The organism is Streptomyces sp. NPDC026500, from assembly GCF_055567635.1.
In genome coordinates this window covers 587,980-608,190 of the sequence record NZ_JBVHQB010000002.1, presented here as the reverse complement: position 1 = coordinate 608,190, position 20,211 = coordinate 587,980, and the positions used below count along the sequence as shown (strand labels likewise).

Genomic DNA, 20,211 nt, shown 5'->3' with positions numbered 1-20,211 from the left:
CCCCCTCCTCCGCCGACGTGACCGACGAGCCCGCTTCCCCGCCGGCCACGCGCGTCCTCGTCCTCAACTCCGGCTCCTCGTCGGTCAAGTACCAGCTGCTCGACATGCGCGACAGCTCGCGGCTCGCCGTCGGTCTGGTGGAGCGCATCGGTGAGGGAACCTCCCTGCTGCGGCACACCGCGCTGACGACGGGTGAGACCCGCGAGAGGACCGACGACTTCGCCGACCACGAGGCCGCGCTGAAGGCGGTGGCGGAGGAACTGGCGGTGGACGGACTCGGCGTGGACTCCCCCGAGCTGGCCGCGATCGGCCACCGGGTGGTGCACGGCGGGAGGACCTTCACCGAACCGACCGTCATCGACGCGGCTGTCCTCGCGGAGATCGAGCGGCTGATCCCGGTGGCGCCCCTGCACAACCCGGCGAACCTCACCGGCATCCGCACCGCGATGGCGCTGCGCCCCGACCTTCCCCAGGTCGCGATCTTCGACACCGCGTTCCACACGACGATGCCGGAGTCGGCCGCCCGCTACGCGATCGACGTGGCGACCGCCGACGAGCACCGCATCCGCCGGTACGGCTTCCACGGCACCTCGCACGCCTTCGTCTCCCGGGCTGCCGCCGAGCTCCTCGGCAAGGCACCCGAGGAGGTCAACGTCATCGTGCTGCATCTGGGCAACGGGGCCTCGGCGTCGGCGGTCAGGGGCGGGCGGTGCGTGGACACCTCGATGGGGCTCACACCCCTGGAGGGTCTGGTGATGGGAACGCGCTCCGGCGACGTGGATCCGGCCGTCATCTTCCATTTGGAGCGTGTTGGCAAAATGTCCACGGACGAGATCGACACTTTGCTCAACAAGAAGAGCGGTCTGATCGGTCTGTGCGGAGACAACGACATGCGGGAGATACGCCGCCGTGTCGACGAGGGCGACGAGCAGGCGCGGCTCGCCTTCGACATCTACATTCACCGGCTGAAGAAGTACATCGGCGCCTACTACGCGGTCCTCGGCCGGGTGGACGCGGTCGTCTTCACCGCCGGAGTGGGGGAGAACGCCGCCCCGGTGCGCGAGGCCGCGATCAGGGGCCTGGAGGAACTGGGGCTCGCGGTCGACGGCGAGCTGAACGCCGTGCGCGGCGGTGAGCCCCGGTTCATCTCACCCCCGTACGCGCGCGTCGCGGTCGCCGTGGTGCCGACGGACGAAGAACTGGAGATCGCCACACAGACGTATGCGCTGGTCGGAAAAGGGCAACGCCTGAGCGGGCCGGAGAGCCACGCCTGAGCGCCCGCCCGCCCATTTGTATCTTCCACCAGACGGAATATTCCGTAGCGAAACAAACCGATAGGATCGCCCCATGCGCCGTTCGAAAATCGTCTGTACTCTCGGCCCCGCGGTCGACTCCCACGAGAAGCTGGTCGCCCTGATCCAGGCCGGCATGAACGTGGCCCGTTTCAACTTCAGCCACGGCTCCCACGCCGAGCACCAGGGCCGGTACGACCGTGTCCGGGCCGCCTCGGCCGAGACCGGTGTCGCCATCGGTGTGCTCGCCGACCTGCAGGGCCCCAAGATCCGCCTGGAGACCTTCGCCGAAGGCCCCGTCGAGCTGGAGCGTGGCGACGAGTTCGTCATCACGGCCGAGGACGTGCCGGGTGACAAGCACATCTGCGGCACGACCTACAAGGGTCTGCCCGGTGACGTCTCCAAGGGCGACCAGATCCTCATCAACGACGGCAACGTCGAGCTGCGCGTCGTCGAGATCGACGGCCCCCGGGTCAAGACGGTCGTCATCGAGGGCGGCGTGATCTCCGACCACAAGGGCATCAACCTGCCCGGGGCGGCCGTGAACGTGCCGGCGCTGTCGGAGAAGGACGTCGAGGACCTGCGCTTCGCCCTGCGGATGGGCTGCGACATGGTCGCCCTGTCCTTCGTGCGCGACGCCAACGACGTGAACGACGTCCACAAGGTGATGGACGAGGAGGGCCGCCGCGTCCCCGTCATCGCCAAGGTGGAGAAGCCGCAGGCGGTCGACAACATGGAGGGCGTCGTCGCGGCGTTCGACGCGGTCATGGTGGCCCGTGGCGACCTGGCCGTCGAGTACCCGCTGGAGCGGGTCCCGATGGTGCAGAAGCGCCTCGTGGAGCTGTGCCGCCGCAACGCCAAGCCGGTGATCGTCGCGACCCAGATGATGGAGTCGATGATCACCAACTCGCGTCCGACGCGCGCCGAGGCCTCCGACGTGGCCAACGCGATCCTGGACGGCGCGGACGCGGTCATGCTGTCGGCCGAGTCCAGCGTGGGCGCGTACCCGGTCGAGACCGTGAAGACGATGTCGAAGATCGTCGTCGCGGCCGAGGAGGAGCTCCTCTCCAAGGGCCTGCAGCCGCTGGTCCCGGGCAAGAAGCCGCGCACGCAGGGTGGTTCGGTCGCCCGTGCCGCCTGCGAGATCGCCGACTTCCTCGGCGGCAAGGGTCTGGTGGCCTTCACCAAGTCCGGTGACACCGCCCGCCGGCTGTCCCGCTACCGCGCCGCCCAGCCGATCCTGGCCTTCACCACGGACGAGCACACCCGCAACCAGCTCACGCTGAGCTGGGGCGTCGAGTCGCACGTCGTGCCGTTCGTGAACAGCACCGACGAGATGGTCGAACTGGTCGACCGCGAGCTGCAGAAGCTCAAGCGGTTCAACGAGGGCGACGTCGTCGTGATGACCGCGGGTTCGCCCCCCGGTGTCCCCGGCACCACCAACATGGTCCGGGTGCACCACCTGGGCGAGGTCGACCACGCCTGATCCCCCGCCTCCGTACGCCGCTGAGGGCGCCCCCTGCGAACAGGGGGCGCCCTCAGCGTTTGTGCGGCTCCCGGACGGGCTCTGGACGACTCAGCCGGTCGTGTACTGGTGGAGTCCGGGGACGGTCAGGGTGCCGCCGAACTGACCGGCCTGAACGACCTTCACCTTGGTGAAGTAGATCAGCGGGATGTTCAGCGGCGGAGGGTTGTCCGGGTCGAACGTGATCGGGATGAGCCCGAGCAGGTTCCCGGAGATGCTCTCCGTGTACATGATCGTCTTGCCGTCACGGATGGTGGACGTCGAGCCCTTGGCAGCCTGCACGTGGTAGGTCTTGCCGCTCTGCTTGTCCTCCACCGTCTGGTGCAGGTCCCCGATGTCGGTGCCGTCGGAGATGACGTACTTCAGGACCTTCTTGACGGTGCCGTCGGCGGTCCGCACCTTCACGATGCCCTGGTAGTCGGCGCCCTTGAGGAGCAGCGAACTGGCGTTGAGGTACCAGGGGTCGACCGGCAGGGCGACCGGGTTGTCCACGCCGCCCTGGTCGTCGGTCGCGACCGGGCAGTCCGCGGCGTTCGTGGTCGCGCTCGCGGAAGGGCTGGGCGACTCGGTGACCGCGTCGGCCGCCTTCTTGACCGTCTCGGTGGTGTCCGAGGCGGCCTTCGACGCCGTGTCGGTGACTTCCTTGGTGGTGTTCCCGACCGTCTCGGTGACCTTGTCGGTCGTGTCCTTGACGGTGTCGGAGGCGCTCTTGCCGTCGGACGCGGTCGCGGGCGCACTCGCGCTCGCCGAGGCGGACGGCGTGGGTGTGGAGCTCGCCGTCTCGTCGGGCGTGAGGATGTCCTTGATGGCGTCGCCGACGCCCAGCGGGTCGAGCGGGTTCGTGCTGCTCTTGGACGCCGAGGGGGTCGGCGTGGACGCGCTGCTGTCCGCCGCCTTGTCCGACGTGCTCGTGGAGGAGGACGCGGAGGGCGTGGGCGTGGCCTTGTCGTCGGAACCTGAATCCGACGAAGAGGTCTTGCCCGGCTCAGCGGACTCCGACGACGCGGAGGGGGTGGGTGTGGCCTGGTCGGAGGACGCGCTCGCGCTCGGCGTGGCGGAGGGCGACGCCGTGTCCGACGCGTCCTTGCCGGTCACGGCCTCGACGCACGCCTGGTACTCGTCCGCCGTGAGGCTCTTGGACGTGGAGTGGTCGTCGGCCTGGGCGAGCGTGGGGGTGAAGCCCATTCCCATGAGCACAGCCGTCGGCATCGCCGCTATGGCTATCGCCTTGCCGGCAGGCATCTGGAACCTGGTGAGCAGCGGCTTCCTCGGGGCCGCGTGACGCGGCCCGGTTCTCACACGGGACTCCTCCACATCAGTCCCGTGGGTCACCTCGTCAGCCGGCACTGTGCCTCCCGTTCGCCCCGTTGCTCGGGCTCGTTCCTGACAGATCGTTCGGGTCGCCCACACCGTCCGCCGCCTCGGGCTCGACGGACTCGGCCGCCGCGCTGTCCGGCAGGTCCTCCTTGTCGAGGGACCGCTGCGCGGAGTACCCCTCGTCGGGTTCGCCGGGAACCCAGGAGACCGCCATGGCGCCGCCGATCAGGGCGAACAGGAAGCCGACCAGGAAGCCGCCCAGGTTGGCCACCGGGATGGACACCAGAGCGAGGAGGATCGCGGCGACACCGGCGAACGTCCGTACGTGCTTCTGGAACCAGAGACTGATCCCGAGCACGACGAGGAGTACGCCGATGATCAGGGAACCGGCGCCGGCGGTGGTGGACATCGCCAGCGTCAGGTGGCCGAGCTGAAGGTGCGCGTACGGGAAGTAGGCGATGGGGAATCCGCCGAACACGATGAACAGACCGGCCCAGAACGGGCGGTCGCCCCTCCAGTCCCGGAAGATCCGCCGGAACGCCTGAAGGTAGTGCTCATCGTTCTGGCCGGGCGCGGCAGGAGTCTCGGCGCTCATGGAAACAGCTCCCTGGAACGGCATTGCTATGAGAAGTACGCGTTGAGTGCTCCGCGTACGACGGGCGGAGCGGCGGGGCGGGCGAAGCGGCCTAGGCCTCCTCGCCCACCCCTGGGGTGCTCAGTAGCACTCGTGGGTGCCCGCGGACACGGACATCTTCAGACCGCTGAGCTTGAACGTGCCGGCGGTGGTCGCCCACGCCGTCTGCTTCACATCGGTCAGCGTGGCCGAGTCGGCCTGCTGGGCGAACCCGTAGGGGTTGGCCTGCTCGCCGCCGCCCTTCATGCCCGGACCCTTGTTGGCGTCCTTGGCGGCGACACCGATGTCGATGCCACGGAACGTCGCGTCGGCGCCGAGGTCCTCGACGTCGATGTAAAGGTTGTCGGCGTGAACCGGCGTACCACTGCCGCCGGCCTTCAGCACGAGGCTGACGGAACCGAGGTACGGGATACCCGGGGTCACGACGGACTGGCACATGTTGGTGATGTCGGCGCTCTTGAACGCCGACACCGCGACGGGGTGCAGCGCCGACTTGCCGTCGAGGCCGGTACCGGTGTCGAGAGCTCCGTACTGGGAGAAGCCCTGGCCGTCAAGCTTGTCCGCAGACACCTTGAACGACTGACCGGAAACGCTGAACGACGCGGCGAGGGCACCCTGCGCGAGGGCGACACCTATCGCTGCCGTGGCTGCCACGCTGGGCACCATGACGACGGCGAACCGCTTCCATCTGGTCCCGCCACGCACCTGGGACATCATATTTTCCTCCTTCTCGGACGTACATCTCCTGGCCCTGACTGCCACGTTGCGGCGGCTCAGCCGGGCAGGGATGGGAGAAGTGCTACGTCCTCGGGAAGGAGAGCGCCTGTACCCGGAGGTGCTATTGCACCCGAATCACCGGCGATCACCCCCGAGCGACAACCACTGGTCGCGCCTGACACACATCACGCACAACCTGCTGGACAGGCTCTGCCGGACGGCAAAGACCCCCCTGCCCAAGAACCGACCGCACTGGCCGTCGGCCCTACTCGGTGGGGACCCAGAAAGTCCGCCGACCCGATTGGCTGTCGGGGTGCGGGAATGGACCGAGCGTCGCCGATCGTGGTGCATTCTCGCCGCGCGCACAAGGGGGTTCGTTACTCGCTAGTAACGGCGGGATAACCGAAGAACGACCCGTCGGTATCGGGCGGCGACACAGGGTGGCACCATGAGGGGTGACACAACGGTCAAATGCCGGACGGAAGCAGACAGTTCAACGCCCTCGACTTACTACGAGTAACAGCGGCCGCGTTTACCAAGTTTTGGTAAAGCGCGGCCACTCGTACCCCTGTCGGCCAATCTTTCACCCGGGCATCACAGGCCCTGACGTTTAGGGACTGGTCAGAACAGAGCCCGGGCCAGCGCCCGGCGCGCCGCGACCACGCGCGGGTCGTCGGCCCCGACCACCTCGAAAAGCTCCAACAGCCGCAGCCGTACGGCGTCCCGGTCGTCGCCCGCCGTGCGCCGCACCGTCTCGATGAGCCGCCCGAAGGCGTCCTCGACATGGCCGCCGACGAGGTCCAGATCGGCCCCCGCAATCTGTGCCTGCGCGTCACCGGGCTTCTCGGCGGCGTCCTTGCGCACCTGCTGCGGATCGAGACTCTGCACCCGATGGAGCAACTCGGCCTGGGCCAGGCCCAGTTTGGCCTCCGTGTTGCCCGGGTCGTCGCCCAGCACGTTCTTGTAGGCCTGGACGGCACCGCCGAAGTCGCCCGCGTCCAGCGCCTGTACGGCGGCCTCCAGCAGCGCGTCGTGCGGTCCGGCCGGCATCTCCTGCGCCGCCGGGGCCTCGCCCGGCTCGGCGTCGGCGTCGACCGTCAGGCCGGTCAGACCGAAGCGCTGCTCGGCGACCTGGACGAGCTGGTCGAGGGTCCCGCGGATCTGCGCCTCGGCGGCGGCTCCCTGGAAGAGCGGCAGGGCCTGTCCGGCCACCACCGCGAAGACGGCCGGGATCCCCTGGACCCCGAACTGCTGCATCAGCATCTGATTGGCGTCGACGTCGATCTTGGCGAGCACGAAGCGCCCGTTGTACTCGACGGCCAGCCGCTCCAGTACCGGGCTCAGCTGCTTGCAGGGCTCGCACCACTCGGCCCAGAAGTCGATGACGACGGGCACCTCGGTGGAGCGCTGCAGGACATCGTGCTCGAATCCCGCCTCGTCGACGTCGATGACAAGGCTCGCGGGGGTCACGGCGCCACCCCCGCCGCCCTGCCTGGCCGCTTCGGCGCGCGCCTGCTCCGCCTTCGACTTGGCCTCCTGGGCCGCCTTCACCGCGGCGAGGTCGACGACTCCGCTCATGGACATGTTCCGTGGCTGCATGAGTACATCCTCCCCCTTCCTCGCGCACGTGTGAAAAGCGTTGTGAAAGCCAAGCCTTGTCATGCGTGTTCGGCGCCGGGTCCCCACCTGGCGCCTGTGCGGTTGTCGCCGCGTTCGAGCTTCCGCTACGAGTCGTAGCGTAACTGTGCGAGAGCATGCCTGCGCACCGTCTCCCGGTGATCTCCCTCACGGCGTCACATAACCGCCGGATATGGCCGTTGAATCGGCCGGATATGGTCACTGACATGCAATGTCGCTCCCAGGCCGCCCGTACGGGCCGCCCCCGCAGCGCCGCCGCGGACGCCGCGATCCTGGAGGCGACGCGCACGGCCCTGGTCGAACTGGGCTGGTCCAAACTGACGTTGGGGTACGTGGCGACCCTCGCGGGAGTCGCGAAAACGACCCTCTACCGGCGCTGGGCGGGCAAGAACGAACTCGTCGTCGACGCGGTGGCCGAGCTCTTCGACGAGTTGGAGCTCCCCGACCGGGGCAGTCTTGCCGCCGACATCGAGGGCGTGGTGCTCCAGTTCGCGGCGATCCTGGACCGCCCGGAGGCGAAGACGGCGCTGATGGCCGTGGTGGCGGAGTCCACCCGTGACGAACCGTTGCGCGAACGCATCCGCACGTCCATCGTCGACCGGCAGAAGCGCCTGGTCATGGAGGGCCGCGCCCGCGCCCAGGCCCGCGGCGAACTCCCGCCGGAGGCGGACCCGGCCGCCGCCGACCGCACCGCCGCGCTGATCTTCGACGTGGTCGCCGGGGCGGTCGTCCATCGCACCCTGGTCAGCGCGGAACCCGCGGACGAGGAGTGGGTGCGCTCGTTCACCCGGATCCTGCTCCTCGGCCTGATCGGCGCGACGGCGGCGGACTGACCCCGGGGCGGGACGACCGAGGGCCGACCGGAGCGGCGACCGGGGACCGACCGGACGAACGTCCGAGGCCCGGCCGAGCACCGACCTCGCCGGCCCCGCAGCCCGCAGAGGTGCCGGGGACCGAACGCGGGAGCCCCCCGCCGCCCCGCAGGGGTGCCGACCCGTCGGGCGCTCGCTCAAGGGGTCGTTTCCCGGGGCAATGGCCCCGGTGCGGGACGGACAGGGGCTGCCGGGAGGGACTCCGGGGCTGCCGGGACGGCCCAGGAGGGCTGCCCGTGGGGACGACGGGAGCTGCGGGGGCTGCCCGTAGCGCGGGAACCACCGGCCACGCGCAGCCCGAGACGTGTCTCAGAAGCCCGCCGGCTCCGTGTACACCCCCCACTCGTCCCGCAGGACACCGCAGATCTCGCCCAGCGTCGCCTCGGCGCGGACCGCCTCCAGCATGGGGGCGATCATGTTGGAACCGTCGCGCGCGGCGGCGAGCATGGCGTCCAGCGCACCGCGCACGGCGGCCTCGTCACGGCCCTCCTTGCGCGAGGCCAGCTCCCGCACCTGCTCACGCTCCACCTCGTGGCTGACCCGGAGGATCTCCAGGTCGCCGGTCACGGACCCGTGGTGGACATTGACGCCGACGACCCGCTTGTCGCCCTTCTCGACCGAGCGCTGGTACTGGAACGCCGACTCGGCGATCTCGCCGGTGAACCACCCGTCCTCGATCCCGCGCAGGATGCCGGAGGTGATGGGACCGATGGGGTGCCGCCCGTCCGGGTGGGCCCGCAGTCCGCGCTCCTTGATCTGCTCGAAGATCTTCTCCGCGTCGGCCTCGATCCGGTCGGTGAGCTGCTCGACGTACCAGGAACCGCCCAGCGGGTCGGCGACGTTGGCGACGCCGGTCTCCTCCATGAGCACCTGCTGCGTCCGCAGGGCGATCTCCGCGGCCTGCTCGGACGGCAGGGCGAGCGTCTCGTCCAGCGCGTTGGTGTGCAGCGAGTTCGTGCCGCCGAGAACCGCCGCGAGCGCCTCCACGGCGGTCCGCACGACGTTGTTGTACGGCTGCTGGGCCGTCAGCGAGACGCCGGCGGTCTGCGTGTGGAAGCGCAGCCACTGTGCTTTCTCGGAGGTGGCGCCGTACACGTCCCGCATCCAGCGGGCCCAGATCCGGCGGGCCGCGCGGAACTTGGCGATCTCCTCGAAGAAGTCGAGGTGCGCGTCGAAGAAGAAGGAGAGACCGGGGGCGAAGACATTCACGTCGAGCCCGCGGGAGAGCCCCAGTTCCACGTAGCCGAAGCCGTCCGCCAGCGTGTACGCGAGCTCCTGCGCGGCCGTGGAGCCCGCCTCCCGGATGTGGTAGCCGGAGACGGACAGCGGCTTGTACGCGGGGATCTTCTCGGCGCAGTGCTCCATCAGGTCGCCGATGAGGCGCAGGTGCGGCTCGGGCTGGAAGAGCCACTCCTTCTGTGCGATGTACTCCTTGAAGATGTCGGTCTGGAGCGTGCCGTTCAGTACGGCGGGGTCGATGCCCTGGCGCTCGGCGGCGACCAGGTACATGCAGAAGACCGGCACCGCGGGACCGCTGATCGTCATCGACGTCGTGACGTCACCGAGCGGGATGTCCTGGAAGAGGACCTCCATGTCGGCCGCCGAGTCGATCGCGACACCGCAGTGCCCGACCTCGCCGAGCGAACGGGGGTCGTCCGAGTCGCGGCCCATCAGCGTGGGCATGTCGAAGGCCACGGAGAGGCCCCCGCCGCCGTTGGCGAGGATCATCTTGTAGCGCTCGTTGGTCTGCTCGGCGTTGCCGAATCCGGCGAACTGCCGGATGGTCCACGTACGCCCTCGGTAGCCGGTCGCGTAGAGCCCGCGGGTGAAGGGGTACTCCCCGGGCCAGCCGATCCGCTCGAAGCCCTCGTAGTTGTCCCCTGGCCGGGGACCGTACACCGGCTCCACGGGATCACCGGAGAGCGTGGTGAAGTCGGCCTCGCGCTTGCGCGAAGCGTCGTAGCGAGCCTGCCAGCGTCGGCGGCCTTCCTCGATGGCGTGAGCGTCCATACCCTCGAATTTACTAGGACGTCCTAGTAAATGTCGATGGCAAACCGCCGCACGGTCTCGTACGGCGGTGTGGATCAGGCCTTGACGACCGCGGGAGAAGCCTCCGCGACCTGGGATTCGAGCTCGTGGCTGATGCGGCGCTCCACGAAGAAGGCGGCTGTGGGAATCGTGCCCGCCAGCAGCACCCAGAGCTGCTTGCCGACCGGCCACTTAGCCTTGGACCCCAGGTCGAAGGCGAAGATCAGGTAGACGACGTACAGCCATCCGTGCGCGATGGCGACGACGCGGGTGAAGTCCGCGGCCCCGTCGACGCCCAGGCCGTACTTGGCGATCATGCTGAGGCACAGCAGAACCAGCAGCACGCCGGTGACGTAGGCCATGACGCGGTAGCGGGTCAACACGCTCTTCTTCATGGCACGAGGGTAACCACCCTTTTTGCGCGATCTTCACGCGCCCCCACGCCTCGCCCGCCCCCGGCCCGCGGCGCCCCGCCGGCCGTCGGACTACTCGTCGTCGAAGTCGTGCGCGGCGACCCGCAGCGGCCGCAGCATCGCGAAGATCTCCCCGCACTCCTCGGCGTCGTAGACCCCGAGCCCGAAGTCCATCGCCATCAGGTCGCGGGTGGCCGCGTCGCAGACCTCGCGTCCCTTGTCCGTGATGGAGGCGAGGGTGCCCCGCCCGTCGTTCGGGTTCGGGCGCTTGTCGACGAGCCCGGACCGCACCAGCCGGTCCACCGTGTTGGTGACGGACGTCGGATGCACCATGAGCCGCTCGCCGATCTTGGACATCGGCAGCTCGCCCGCCTTGGAGAAGGTGAGCAGCACCAGCGCCTCGTAGCGCGCGAAGGTCAGTCCGTACGGCTTGACGACCGCGTCCACCTCGGCCAGCAGGATCTGGTGCGCGCGCATGATCGAGGTGATGGCGGCCATGGACGGCACGGAACCCCAGCGCTGCTGCCAGTGTTCGTCGGCGCGGGCGATGGGATCGAAGGCAAGACTGAGCGGCTTCGGCACGCCAAAGACCTTACCGGCCGGTCACATCGTGGTCAGCCCCGTCTCGCGTTTCGGTATTCACCCTCATGGCGGCCGGGTTCCGGGTCTCTTCGAGCGACCGGAGCCACGCGCCTCCCGCGTCTCTCCCGTCACCTGCCTACTCTCCCCGCGCCGCGCCGTGTTCGGTGCGCCGTGCCGCGACCGCGAGGCCCGCACAGACCACGGTCCCCAGCACCCCCGCGCCCACGATCGTCGCCCGCACCCCGGCGAACTCCGCCACCGCCCCCGACAGCGCCATTCCCACGCCCTGAAGGGTCATCAGCCCGGCCGTGTTCAACGTCATGGCGCGCCCCAGGAGTTCGTCCGGCACCGCCCGCACGAACCACTGGTCCAGGCCGAGGGTGTACGCCGATCCGGCACCGGCGAACACCAGCAGGACCAGCGACCAGCCGAGGCCGGGCCGCAGCGCGTACCCGGCGTAGGGCAGCATCGTGACGCAGACCAGCGGGAGCGTGAGCCGGTTCCGGGTCGCCGGCCGCAGCCGCGAACCCGCGAACAGTTCCCCCGCGATCGTGCCGACGGGCAGCGCGCACATCAGCAGGCCGAGCCCGGCCGTACCGGCCCCGAGGCCCGAGGCGTACGGCGCCGCCAGCGCCTCCGGCACGACGACGAACATCGACGGCGCCCAGAACAGCAGGAGCAGCACGAGAATCCGGCGGTCGGCCAGCACCTGACGGGCACCGCGGAGGGAGTCCCGCACGAGCGCCTGCCCCGGGTGCGCCCGCGCGGGCCGCCGCCGGGTGCCGAACCGCAGCAGCACGGCGGAGAGAAGGAAGGTGCAGACCGTGACGAGGAGCGCGTGGCGCGGGGACACGACGGTGAGCAGCAGGCCGCCCGTCCCGAACCCGGCCAGCAGCGCGCTCTGCGAGAGGATCCGCAGCAGCGAACGGCCGAGCACGAACAGTTCCCCGTCACCGAGGACGTCCGCGAGGGTCGCCGTCCGCGTCCCCTGGAACACCGGCGCGACCAGGGCGAGCGCGGCCCGCATCGCGAGCAGCACCGCGATGGGCGCGCCCGGCAGCACCATCACGGCCACGCATCCCGCGCACACCAGATCGCACACCACCAGGACCCGGCGGGCCGGGAAGCGGTCCGCGACCCCCGCGAGCAGGGTCCCGCCGATCAGATAGGGCAGAAAGCCGAGCGCGAACGTCAGGGCGCTCAACAGCGGAGAGCCCGTCAGGTCGTAGACGAGGACGGAGAGCGCGATCTCGCTGACGACGAGTCCGAGCAGCGAGAACGCGTGCGCGGCGAAGACGGCACGGAACTCGGGCACGGCGAACACGGGACCGTATCCGGTGCGCGCGGCGACGGTCTCCCCGGCGCCCTTCGAGTCGCTCGGAGCGCCCCCCGAGGTGGTCTCCGCGACGCCCTCCGCGGTCGGCGTCACAGGGTTCTCCGCGGTGGATGTCGCGGTGTTCTCCATGGCGGGCGTCGCGGTGTCGTCCGCGGTGCTCGTCGGTACGGGCACGGTCGTCGTGCCCTTCGTCTCTGCTTCCGGCATGGGCGACAGCGTGCCCGGACCCGCTCCCGGCCCGTAGAGTTTCGGCGTCAGCCGAATCTTCTGGGGTCGTCTCATGCCGTCACTGCTGCACTTCGGGGAGGACGACCTCCTCAACTGCCGGTTCGCGGTGTCGCCGCTGTGGGAGACGCAGGAGGCGGTGCGCACGCTCAACCGGCCCGCGCGGCACGGCTATCACGCACACTGGCTGCGCCGCATGCGCGCGGCGGCCGCCGGACTCGACCTCACCCCGCTGTGGCTGCTGATGCCGCAGCGCGGCTACTCCCCCGACTGGCTCGGCCCACCCCCGCTCGGCCCGGCGGCGAGCTTCGACGAGGAGATCGCCGCGATCCGCGCGGCCGACCCGGACGTGGCCCGCGAGGAGAGCGCGCGTTCGCTCGCCGACACCCCCGGCGCCCTCGCCTCGCCGCGCGGCCGGGCCCTGCTGGCCGACCCGGCCCGGATGGTGCGCGAACTGACCGGCCTGCTGGAAGAGGCCTGGCACACCCTCGTCGAACCGGACTGGCCACGACTGCGTGCCCTGCTGGAGGCCGACGTCGCCTTCCACTCACGCCGGCTCGCCGAGGTCGGCCTCGGCGGACTCCTCCCGGAGATCGACCGGCGGTTCGGCTGGCGCTCGCACACCCTGACCGTCGAGGTCGGCGGCCGGCACGAAAGGCATCTGGCCGGGCAGGGGCTGGTCCTCATGCCGAGCGTCTTCTCCTGGCCGGACGTGATCAGCGGCTTCGAACCCCCTTGGCAGGCGACCCTCGTCTACCCCGCGCGCGGCATCGGCGGCCTGTGGGCGGAGCCGACGGACCGCACGCCCGACGCGCTCGTACGACTCCTCGGGCGCGGCCGGGCCGCCGTGCTCACCGCGCTCGACGAACCGGCCGGCACGACGGCCCTCGCCCACCGGCTGCGCCTCGCGCCGTCGTCGGTCTCCGCGCATCTCGCCGCCCTGCGCGACGCGGGCCTGCTCGTCTCCCGCCGGTACGGGCACCAGGTGCTGTACGAGCGGACGCCGCTCGGGATCGCGCTGGCGTCGGGCGGCGGCTGACCCGAGGACGCCAAGGGCACCGGAACACCGGGAGCACCAGGAACACCGGGAACACCAGGAGCGCTCATCGCGCCACGCCGCTTCCCCGCCGAAATGGCCCCTTGTGCAACGATTAATGACTGATCGTCACCTTCGCGCAAGGGAGCAGCATGCCCCGGCTGATCCACGCTCTCGCGGCACTCGCGGTGCTCGGGCTCATGGCGGGCTGCACGCCCGCGCCCGAGGTCGGTGAGGCCTCCGTCGTCGGTGCCGCCTCCAGACAGGCGGGCACCGCCTCCCGCTCGCCCTTCTGGGTCGACCCGTCCGGCCCGGCGGCCCGGCAGATCGAGCTGTGGCGGCAGCAGGGCCGCACCCGGGACGCCCTGCTGCTGAAGCGGATCGCGGACGAGCCCGTCGCCCTGTGGCCGGCCGGCGAGCTCGACCCGGGCCCGGCGGTCCGCTCGGCGACCGCGTCCGCGACGCGGGAAGGGCGGACGGCCCTGTTCGTGGCGTACGACATCCCGCACCGGGACTGCGGCCAGCACTCGGCGGGCGGGGCGGCGGACGCGGACGCCTACCGGCAGTGGATCGACCGGTTCGCCGACGCCCTCGGCGACGGCCGGGCCCTGGTGATCCTGGAACCGGACGCGGTCGCCCACATCGTGGACGGCTGCGCTCCGGGCGAGTACCAGGACGAGCGCGAGCAGCTGCTGTACGAGGCGATCGTCCGGCTGAAGCGCCAGCCGCGCACCAAGGTGTACCTGGACGCCGGAAACCCCGCCTGGATCCTCGATTCCGGGAAACTGGTCGAGCCCCTGGAACGCGCGGGCATCGCGAACGCCGACGGCTTCTCGCTCAACGTCTCCAACTTCCAGACGGACGCCGCCGGCAAGCAGTACGGAGTCCGCCTCTCCGACCGGCTCGGCGGCAAGCACTTCGTCGTCGACACCAGCCGCAACGGCAACGGCCCGCTGGAGGGCGTCTGGTGCAACCCGCCGGGCCGGGCACTGGGCACCCCGCCCACCACGGCCACCGGTGAACCCGCCCTCGACGCCTACCTGTGGATCAAGCGGCCGGGCGAGTCGGACGGAGAATGCGGGGGCGGACCGGCGGCCGGTCAGTGGTGGCCGGACTACGCCCTGGAACTGGCACGCAACTCCGTCACCTGACCTGGATCCACTTCGCCTCGGACGGCGTGCCCTGACCGTCCGTCACGAAGAGCATGTACCAGCCGGGCGGCACCAGCGCGGGGTCCCTCGGCACGTCGACGGTGACCGAGTTCGCGGTCTTCGTCAGCCCCAGCTCGATCGACCGCTGCTCGACGTCCGTGGTGTGGGTGACGGCGCTGGGGCGCATCAACCGGGCCTTGACGACCCGTTCCGGGTGGTCGGTGGCGAACGTCGCCCGGTGGTTCCCGTCGAGCTCCTCGGGGCCGCGGCCCAGCGCCGGACGGTTCTTGCCGTTCCTGTGCAGGGCGGGCGGGGTGAAGACCTCCATGCGCTGTTCGAAGTGGCCCAGTTTGGTGTTCTGCTGGTCGTCGAAGAGCGGGTCGGAGCCGAAGGTGGCGACGCGGCCGTCGGGCAGGAGCAGGGCCTCGGAGTGGTAGTTGCGGCCCACACCCGGGGACGCCGCCTCATGGAAGGCGTTGGCCTTGGGGTCGTAGAACTGCGCCTTGAGGATGTTGCTGGCGCTGCGGCCGCGGTAGTCCTTGGAGCCGTTGGTGGTGAAGACGGAGTCGTCCGGCATGATCACGCTGTTCAGATAGCGCGTGCCCTGGGGAAGGTCGGGGCCGTCCTGGAAGGCCGGGCTGTCCTTCTTGAGGTCGACGATGGCGGTGCGGGCGGTGGACTTCCGGGACTCGCCGACGCCTCCGCCGCCGAGGATCATCACCTTCTGGTCCTGGGCGGGCGGCAGCAGGAGCGAGGCGGAGGTCTCCGTCCGGTCGGCGTCCCGCAGGCCGGGCACCTTCTGGAACGTGTTGGTCCGCAGGTCCCACAGGCCCGGCTCGCGACCCTGGTCGGCGGGTCCGTATCCGGCGTTGGAGGCCGGATAGAAGAGTTTGCCGCCCTTGGTGAGGAAGAGGGCCGGGTAGGTGGGGAAGTAGCGTTGCGGACCGGGGCTCCACTTCTTCGTCCTCGGGTCGTAGATCTCGTTGTCGCCGGGGTCGATGACCCCGACGTCGTCGAGGCCGGAGACGGCGAGGACCCGTCCGTCGTCGAGTCCCACGAGGGTCGGGTACCAGCGGGCCTTGGCCATCGGGTCGACGGGGATGTACTTCTCGGCCTTCGGGTCGAACTCGTAGGCGGCCCTGATGCCCTGGAAGTCCTGCTTCTCCAGGGTGATCTTCTCCGAGAGGCCGTACGTGTTGCGGGCGTCCTCGCCGCGCAGGCCGACGATCTCGTACTGGGCCTGCCGGTCGGTGACCGACCCGGGTCCCTTCTCCTCGGCCTCCACGAAGACGCGGGCCTCGCCGGCGGTGACCTCGGTTCTCCAGGGCTGCATGACGCCGGCCCTGTCGTACGTGATGATCTGGTCCCGCTCGGCCCTGGGGACCGTCACGTCGACCCTGCTGACGTAGTCCACGCCGGCGGGTGAGCGGAAGACGGTGCCCTTCTTGAGGACGATGGCCTTGTCGGGGTTCTCGTTCTTCACGCGCATGCCGCCGCCGGCCCGTACGACCTCGCCGTCCAGCCGTTCGTAGCGGGCGGTGCCGCCGGCCACGAGCAGTCTGCCGTCCGGGAGCTGGGCGTGTCCGGAGCAGAAGAAGTCGTCCGGGGTGGGGACCTTCTTGAAGGTGTCCGTCCTCGGATCCCACAGGACCGTGTCGAAGGACCCTTTGTCGAACTTCCTCTGTTCGTTGCCCGACCCGGCGACGATGAGCACCTTCCCGGTGTGCAGCAGGGCCGCGTGGATCGCGTTGGTGCGGTACTTCGCGGGGATGTCGATCCGGCTCCAGGAGCCGTACTTCGCCTGGTAGGCGGGCTGGGCGATCTTGTACTCGTGATACTGCTCGCCGGCGAAGCCGAGCGCCGCCGGGGCGTTGAGTCCCGCGAGGACGGCGATTCCCGCGATGCCGAGCACCGTCTTCTTCGTCTTCTTCGAGGGCCGGTACGCCATGACCTAGGTGCCTCCTGTCGTGGAGCCGGTGACCGTGACGGGGGTGCCGGCGGCGGCCGGCACTTCCTCGCCGACCGGACCCCGTGCCGGGGAGGGCAGTACGAACCGGGTCCGCCGCTCCTTGAGAACGGTGAGGACCCATACGGCGACCGGTGCGAGGGAGATCCCCATGGCCAGCAGCGCCCAGGTCCGCATGGCCGCGTGGGTGTGGCCGAGCACGGCCGACGCGCCGAGCGAGACGGCGAGGAACGCGGCCCAGCCGAGGTGGACGCGGAAGGTCAGGAGCCGGTCGGGGCTGGCGTCGCGACCCTTCGGGGTGACGACGAAGCGGCTGGGGCGCCGGATCAGCGCCTCACTCAGGGACTTCAGATAGATGGGGGCCGACAGTGCCGACATCGCCATGCCGGCCAGGCCGCCGGATCCCTCGGGTTCGTGCGGCGAGACGTTGTGCCGCCGGTTCCACAGGTACAGGCAGATCTGGAGGGCGGCGGCGTCGCTGTAGAGCATCAGCCACACAGATGCCGTCACCTGGGTCCCGGAAGCCCCGAACCACAGGAACAGGAAGCAACTGAGCATGCCCAGAAGCCAGTTGACGGCCGTCATCGGGTAGTAGAGGAGCATCAGGGTGTACGAGAACAGCCGGCCGGGAGGCATGGTGAACGGTGCCTTCCAGTACTGCTTGAACAGCGTCTCGTAGGTGCCGCGCGACCAGCGCGTCTGCTGGGTGAAGAAGTCGGTCCAGGAGGAGGGTCCTTCGCCGACGGCGAGGACGTCCGGTGTGTAGACGGACCGCCAGTGCCGGCCCGTCCGGGGGTTCCGGTGCCGGTGCAGTTCGAATCCGGTGGCCATGTCCTCGGTGATGGAGTCGTACAGCCCGCCGATCTGCTTGAGGGCCGCGATGCGGACGACGTTGTTGGTGCCGACGAACATGGGCGAGCCGTAGTGGTTGCCGGCGCGCTGGATCAGGGCGTGAAAGAGGAACTGCTGGGACTCGGCGGCCTTGGTGACGGGGTTCCCGTAGTTCCCGTACACCTGGGGGCCGACGACGAAGGCGACGTCGGGATCCCGGAAGTAGCCCATCATGCGCTCGAGGAATCCGGGCAGCGGGACATGGTCGGTGTCGACGGAGGCGAAGAAATCGTACGCGTGACCGTAAAGGGAGAGCCACGCATTGTAGTTGCCGTGCTTGGTGCGCGCCCGGTGGCTTCCCTCGGGGCGGTTCCACTCGGGCACCCCCCTGCGGGTGAAGTGCCTCACCCCGAGCTCGGCGCACAGGGCCCTGGCCTGCTCGTCGTCGCCCTCGTCGAGAAGCCAGATGTCGAGGCGACCGGTATGGGTGATGCCCACCGCGCCTTCGAGGGTGGCGCGGACCGTCGCCAGGGGCTCCTTTCCCGGCACGTAGGTGGTGAGGAAGGCGACCCGGGTCCCCTGCGCGGGGAGGACGGGAACGGGGTCACGCGCGACCATCGTCGCGTGGGCGATGCTCATGACGTTGACGACCATGAACAGCTCGATCAGACCGATGGCTATGAGCATGGTGGTGTCGAGACCGGTCGGCCATGGCTCGGCCCCTTCGCGTTCCACCCAGTGGGTGGGCCACACGAGGTAGACGAGGAGCGCGCCGGTGAGGACGGGGGCGAGGGTCATCAGCAGGACGGCGCGCACCCGGTGCGGTTCTCGCGAGAGGAGCTTGGTGTACTGCACCCGGTAGGCCGTGCCGGACGGCTGGTTCAGAGGGCCGGCGAGTCGGCTGTAGGTGTCGTAGTCGTAGCCCTCGGGCCGCACATCGCCCTCCAGTGGTTGAACGTGTCCGGTGATCGTTCTGGCTGGTACCCACACATAAGTGGAGTTTTGACGACGTGTCGAACGGGGCGCGTCCGGTTGGGTGCGGGGGTCGTGCGGGCGGGTGGTCTTTCGTCCGCGCCGTCTCGGACACGAAAGAACCCCGGTCCTGGGGACCGGGGTTCTCGGTGCGGGGCCCGCGCCCCGAGGTCGCGACGGCATGTCGGTATGCCGACATGCCGTCATGACGTCACACCGACAGGTGTCGCTCCACTGTCTCCACCTTGGAGGTGAGGCCGTCCGTCACGGCGGGGCGGATGTCCGCCTTGAGGACGACCGAGACGCGGGGCGCGCGTTCCTCTACGACGGCGACGGCGCGCTTCACGACGGCCATCACTTCGTCCCTGTCGCCCTCGATCGAGGTGAACATCGCGTCGGTGCGGTTGGGCAGGCCCGACTCACGGACCACGCGGACGGCATCGGCGACGTACTCCCCCACGTCCTCGCCGACACCGAGCGGTGTCACGGAGAAGGCGACGATCATGCGTTCACGACCCCTTCCTTGCGGGCGCGGTCCGCGATCACAGCGTCCTCGCTGGCGCGGCGCAGCCTGCGCTCGGCCACGAAGCCGCCGCCGGGGATGATCGAGTACGCGAAGTACAGAAGGCCCGTCTTCCGGTCCCACCTGGTGCGGTTCCAGGCGTCGAGCCAGAAGATCACGTAGAGCGTGAACAGCACGCCATGGATCGGCCCGAGCCACCGTGCGACGTCGACCTCGGAGGTGACGGTGTACTTGATGACCGTGCAGGTCGCGAGCACGATCCAGGAGATGCCCTCCGGTACGGAGACCAGACGGAGCCGGCGGAGTGCGGTGGCGGTCTTTATGTCCACGGGTCACCTTCGATGGGATTCGCTGTCGGGGGAAACGCTTCCTTGTGAACGCAAGCACAAGCGTCCCGGCCATTGTGGCATCCAAAGGGCGCGATCCCGGGTCCGGGGCCCTAGGGGTCGGCTCAGGGGTGAGATCCACCCCCGGGCTCTGTCCGCGGTCCGGCGCTGCGGCTACCTTCGCAGGGTGGCGATGTTTCGACTTCAGGGCAGCAAGGTGCTGGCTGTCGACATGACCGGGGACGCCGTGAAGGCGAAGAACGGCTCCATGGTCGCGTACGACGGCCAGATGGCCTTCAAGAAGCTGAGCGGGGGCGGTGAGGGGATCCGGGGCATGGTGACCCGGCGCCTCACCGGCGAGCAGATGACGGTGATGGAGGTGAAGGGGCACGGCACCTGCTGGTTCGCGGACCGGGCCTCGGAGATCAACCTGGTGGCTCTTCAGGGGGACAAGCTGTATGTGGAGTCGAGCAATCTGCTCGCCACGGACGCGGGCCTGCGCACGGGTACGACGTTCACGGGGCTGCGCGGCGCCTCGCAGGGCAACGGTCTGTTCACGACCACCGTCGAGGGCCACGGCCAGGCGGCGATCATGTCGGACGGACCCGCGGTGGTGCTGCGGGTCAGCGACCGGTACCCGCTGACGGTCGATCCGGGCGCGTACATCGCGCACCAGGGCAATGTGCGGCAGTCGCTGCAGTCCGGTGTGACGTTCCGCACGTTCCTCGGCGAGGGCGGTGGCGAGGCGTTCCAGATGCGCTTCGAGGGCGACGGGCTGGTCTACGTCCAGCCCAGTGAGCGCAACACGATCGCGGGGGATGTTTGAC

18 protein-coding genes are annotated in these 20,211 nt (G+C 69.7%); 6 read left to right on the top strand and 12 right to left on the bottom strand.

Features of this window, described 5'->3' with window-relative positions:
* Nucleotides 1–17: 17 nt before the first annotated feature.
* Both ACZ4N5_RS05805 and pyk read left to right on the top strand, forming a co-directional pair.
* The gene (locus ACZ4N5_RS05805; protein WP_467755888.1) at nucleotides 18–1,274 is read left to right on the top strand and encodes an acetate kinase; all 1,257 of its coding nucleotides are present in this window, start codon (nucleotides 18–20) and stop codon (nucleotides 1,272–1,274) included.
* A gap of 73 nt (nucleotides 1,275–1,347) precedes the next feature.
* Nucleotides 1,348–2,778 (top strand): pyruvate kinase, encoded by a 1,431-nt coding sequence (pyk, locus tag ACZ4N5_RS05800; protein ID WP_467755844.1) that lies wholly within the window; start codon nucleotides 1,348–1,350, stop codon nucleotides 2,776–2,778.
* Between the two features lie 90 nt (nucleotides 2,779–2,868).
* On the opposite strand, the gene ACZ4N5_RS05795 is transcribed toward pyk, so the two are convergent.
* The 4 genes from ACZ4N5_RS05795 to ACZ4N5_RS05780 all read right to left on the bottom strand — a co-directional run bounded on the left by ACZ4N5_RS05795 (nucleotide 2,869) and on the right by ACZ4N5_RS05780 (nucleotide 7,084).
* The gene (locus tag ACZ4N5_RS05795) at nucleotides 2,869–4,164 is read right to left on the bottom strand and encodes a hypothetical protein (RefSeq protein ID WP_467755843.1); all 1,296 of its coding nucleotides are present in this window, start codon (nucleotides 4,162–4,164) and stop codon (nucleotides 2,869–2,871) included.
* A complete protein-coding gene (locus ACZ4N5_RS05790; RefSeq protein ID WP_467755842.1) occupies nucleotides 4,154–4,729 on the bottom strand; it encodes a DUF6114 domain-containing protein in 576 nt (191 codons plus the stop codon). Before ACZ4N5_RS05790 ends, ACZ4N5_RS05795 begins: the two co-directional genes overlap by 11 nt.
* 120 nt (nucleotides 4,730–4,849) lie before the next feature.
* Nucleotides 4,850–5,485: a DUF6230 family protein gene (locus tag ACZ4N5_RS05785; RefSeq protein ID WP_467755841.1), complete on the bottom strand. Its 636-nt coding sequence runs from the start codon at nucleotides 5,483–5,485 to the stop codon at nucleotides 4,850–4,852.
* 621 nt (nucleotides 5,486–6,106) lie between these two features.
* Nucleotides 6,107–7,084 (bottom strand): tetratricopeptide repeat protein, encoded by a 978-nt coding sequence (locus tag ACZ4N5_RS05780; RefSeq protein ID WP_467755840.1) that lies wholly within the window; start codon nucleotides 7,082–7,084, stop codon nucleotides 6,107–6,109.
* A gap of 245 nt (nucleotides 7,085–7,329) precedes the next feature.
* Between ACZ4N5_RS05780 and ACZ4N5_RS05775 the strand changes: the two genes are divergently transcribed.
* Nucleotides 7,330–7,956 carry a TetR/AcrR family transcriptional regulator gene (locus ACZ4N5_RS05775; RefSeq protein ID WP_467755839.1) on the top strand — a complete coding sequence of 209 codons (627 nt, stop codon included), beginning with the start codon at nucleotides 7,330–7,332 and terminating at the stop codon, nucleotides 7,954–7,956.
* A 348-nt stretch (nucleotides 7,957–8,304) separates the two neighbouring features.
* Here ACZ4N5_RS05775 and ACZ4N5_RS05770 read toward each other — a convergent pair whose 3' ends face one another.
* The 4 genes from ACZ4N5_RS05770 to ACZ4N5_RS05755 form a co-directional block, all read right to left on the bottom strand.
* Entirely contained in the window at nucleotides 8,305–10,005 is a 1,701-nt protein-coding gene (locus tag ACZ4N5_RS05770) for an acyl-CoA mutase large subunit family protein (protein ID WP_467755838.1), read from the bottom strand.
* A 74-nt stretch (nucleotides 10,006–10,079) separates the two neighbouring features.
* Nucleotides 10,080–10,418 (bottom strand): DUF3817 domain-containing protein, encoded by a 339-nt coding sequence (locus tag ACZ4N5_RS05765; protein ID WP_467755837.1) that lies wholly within the window; start codon nucleotides 10,416–10,418, stop codon nucleotides 10,080–10,082.
* 90 nt (nucleotides 10,419–10,508) lie between these two features.
* Nucleotides 10,509–11,018, bottom strand: coding sequence for a MarR family winged helix-turn-helix transcriptional regulator (locus ACZ4N5_RS05760; protein WP_467755836.1), 510 nt, complete (start codon nucleotides 11,016–11,018; stop codon nucleotides 10,509–10,511).
* A gap of 136 nt (nucleotides 11,019–11,154) precedes the next feature.
* Nucleotides 11,155–12,561 (bottom strand): MFS transporter, encoded by a 1,407-nt coding sequence (locus ACZ4N5_RS05755; protein ID WP_467755835.1) that lies wholly within the window; start codon nucleotides 12,559–12,561, stop codon nucleotides 11,155–11,157.
* Nucleotides 12,562–12,634: 73 nt separating this feature from the next.
* Here ACZ4N5_RS05755 and ACZ4N5_RS05750 point away from each other — a divergent pair, with 73 nt between their 5' ends.
* Nucleotides 12,635–13,618, top strand: a complete 984-nt coding sequence (locus tag ACZ4N5_RS05750) for an ArsR/SmtB family transcription factor (RefSeq protein WP_467755834.1) — start codon at nucleotides 12,635–12,637, stop codon at nucleotides 13,616–13,618.
* A 149-nt stretch (nucleotides 13,619–13,767) separates the two neighbouring features.
* Entirely contained in the window at nucleotides 13,768–14,766 is a 999-nt protein-coding gene (locus tag ACZ4N5_RS05745; protein WP_467755833.1) for a glycoside hydrolase family 6 protein, read from the top strand.
* Here the strand turns inward: ACZ4N5_RS05745 and glxA are convergent.
* The 4 genes from glxA to ACZ4N5_RS05725 form a co-directional block, all read right to left on the bottom strand.
* Nucleotides 14,759–16,714, bottom strand: coding sequence for a radical copper oxidase GlxA (glxA, locus tag ACZ4N5_RS05740; RefSeq protein WP_467755832.1), 1,956 nt, complete (start codon nucleotides 16,712–16,714; stop codon nucleotides 14,759–14,761). The genes ACZ4N5_RS05745 and glxA overlap by 8 nt on opposite strands.
* A 3-nt stretch (nucleotides 16,715–16,717) precedes the next feature.
* Nucleotides 16,718–18,499, bottom strand: a complete 1,782-nt coding sequence (locus ACZ4N5_RS05735) for a glycosyltransferase family 2 protein (protein ID WP_467755831.1) — start codon at nucleotides 18,497–18,499, stop codon at nucleotides 16,718–16,720.
* Between the two features lie 247 nt (nucleotides 18,500–18,746).
* Nucleotides 18,747–19,040 (bottom strand): MTH1187 family thiamine-binding protein, encoded by a 294-nt coding sequence (locus tag ACZ4N5_RS05730; RefSeq protein WP_467755830.1) that lies wholly within the window; start codon nucleotides 19,038–19,040, stop codon nucleotides 18,747–18,749.
* Nucleotides 19,037–19,387 (bottom strand): DUF3817 domain-containing protein, encoded by a 351-nt coding sequence (locus tag ACZ4N5_RS05725; protein ID WP_467755829.1) that lies wholly within the window; start codon nucleotides 19,385–19,387, stop codon nucleotides 19,037–19,039. Before ACZ4N5_RS05725 ends, ACZ4N5_RS05730 begins: the two co-directional genes overlap by 4 nt.
* Nucleotides 19,388–19,577: 190 nt before the next feature.
* Here ACZ4N5_RS05725 and ACZ4N5_RS05720 point away from each other — a divergent pair, with 190 nt between their 5' ends.
* On the top strand, nucleotides 19,578–20,210 hold the full coding sequence (locus ACZ4N5_RS05720; protein WP_467755887.1) for an AIM24 family protein: 633 nt from the start codon (nucleotides 19,578–19,580) through the stop codon (nucleotides 20,208–20,210).
* Nucleotide 20,211 lies beyond the last annotated feature (1 nt).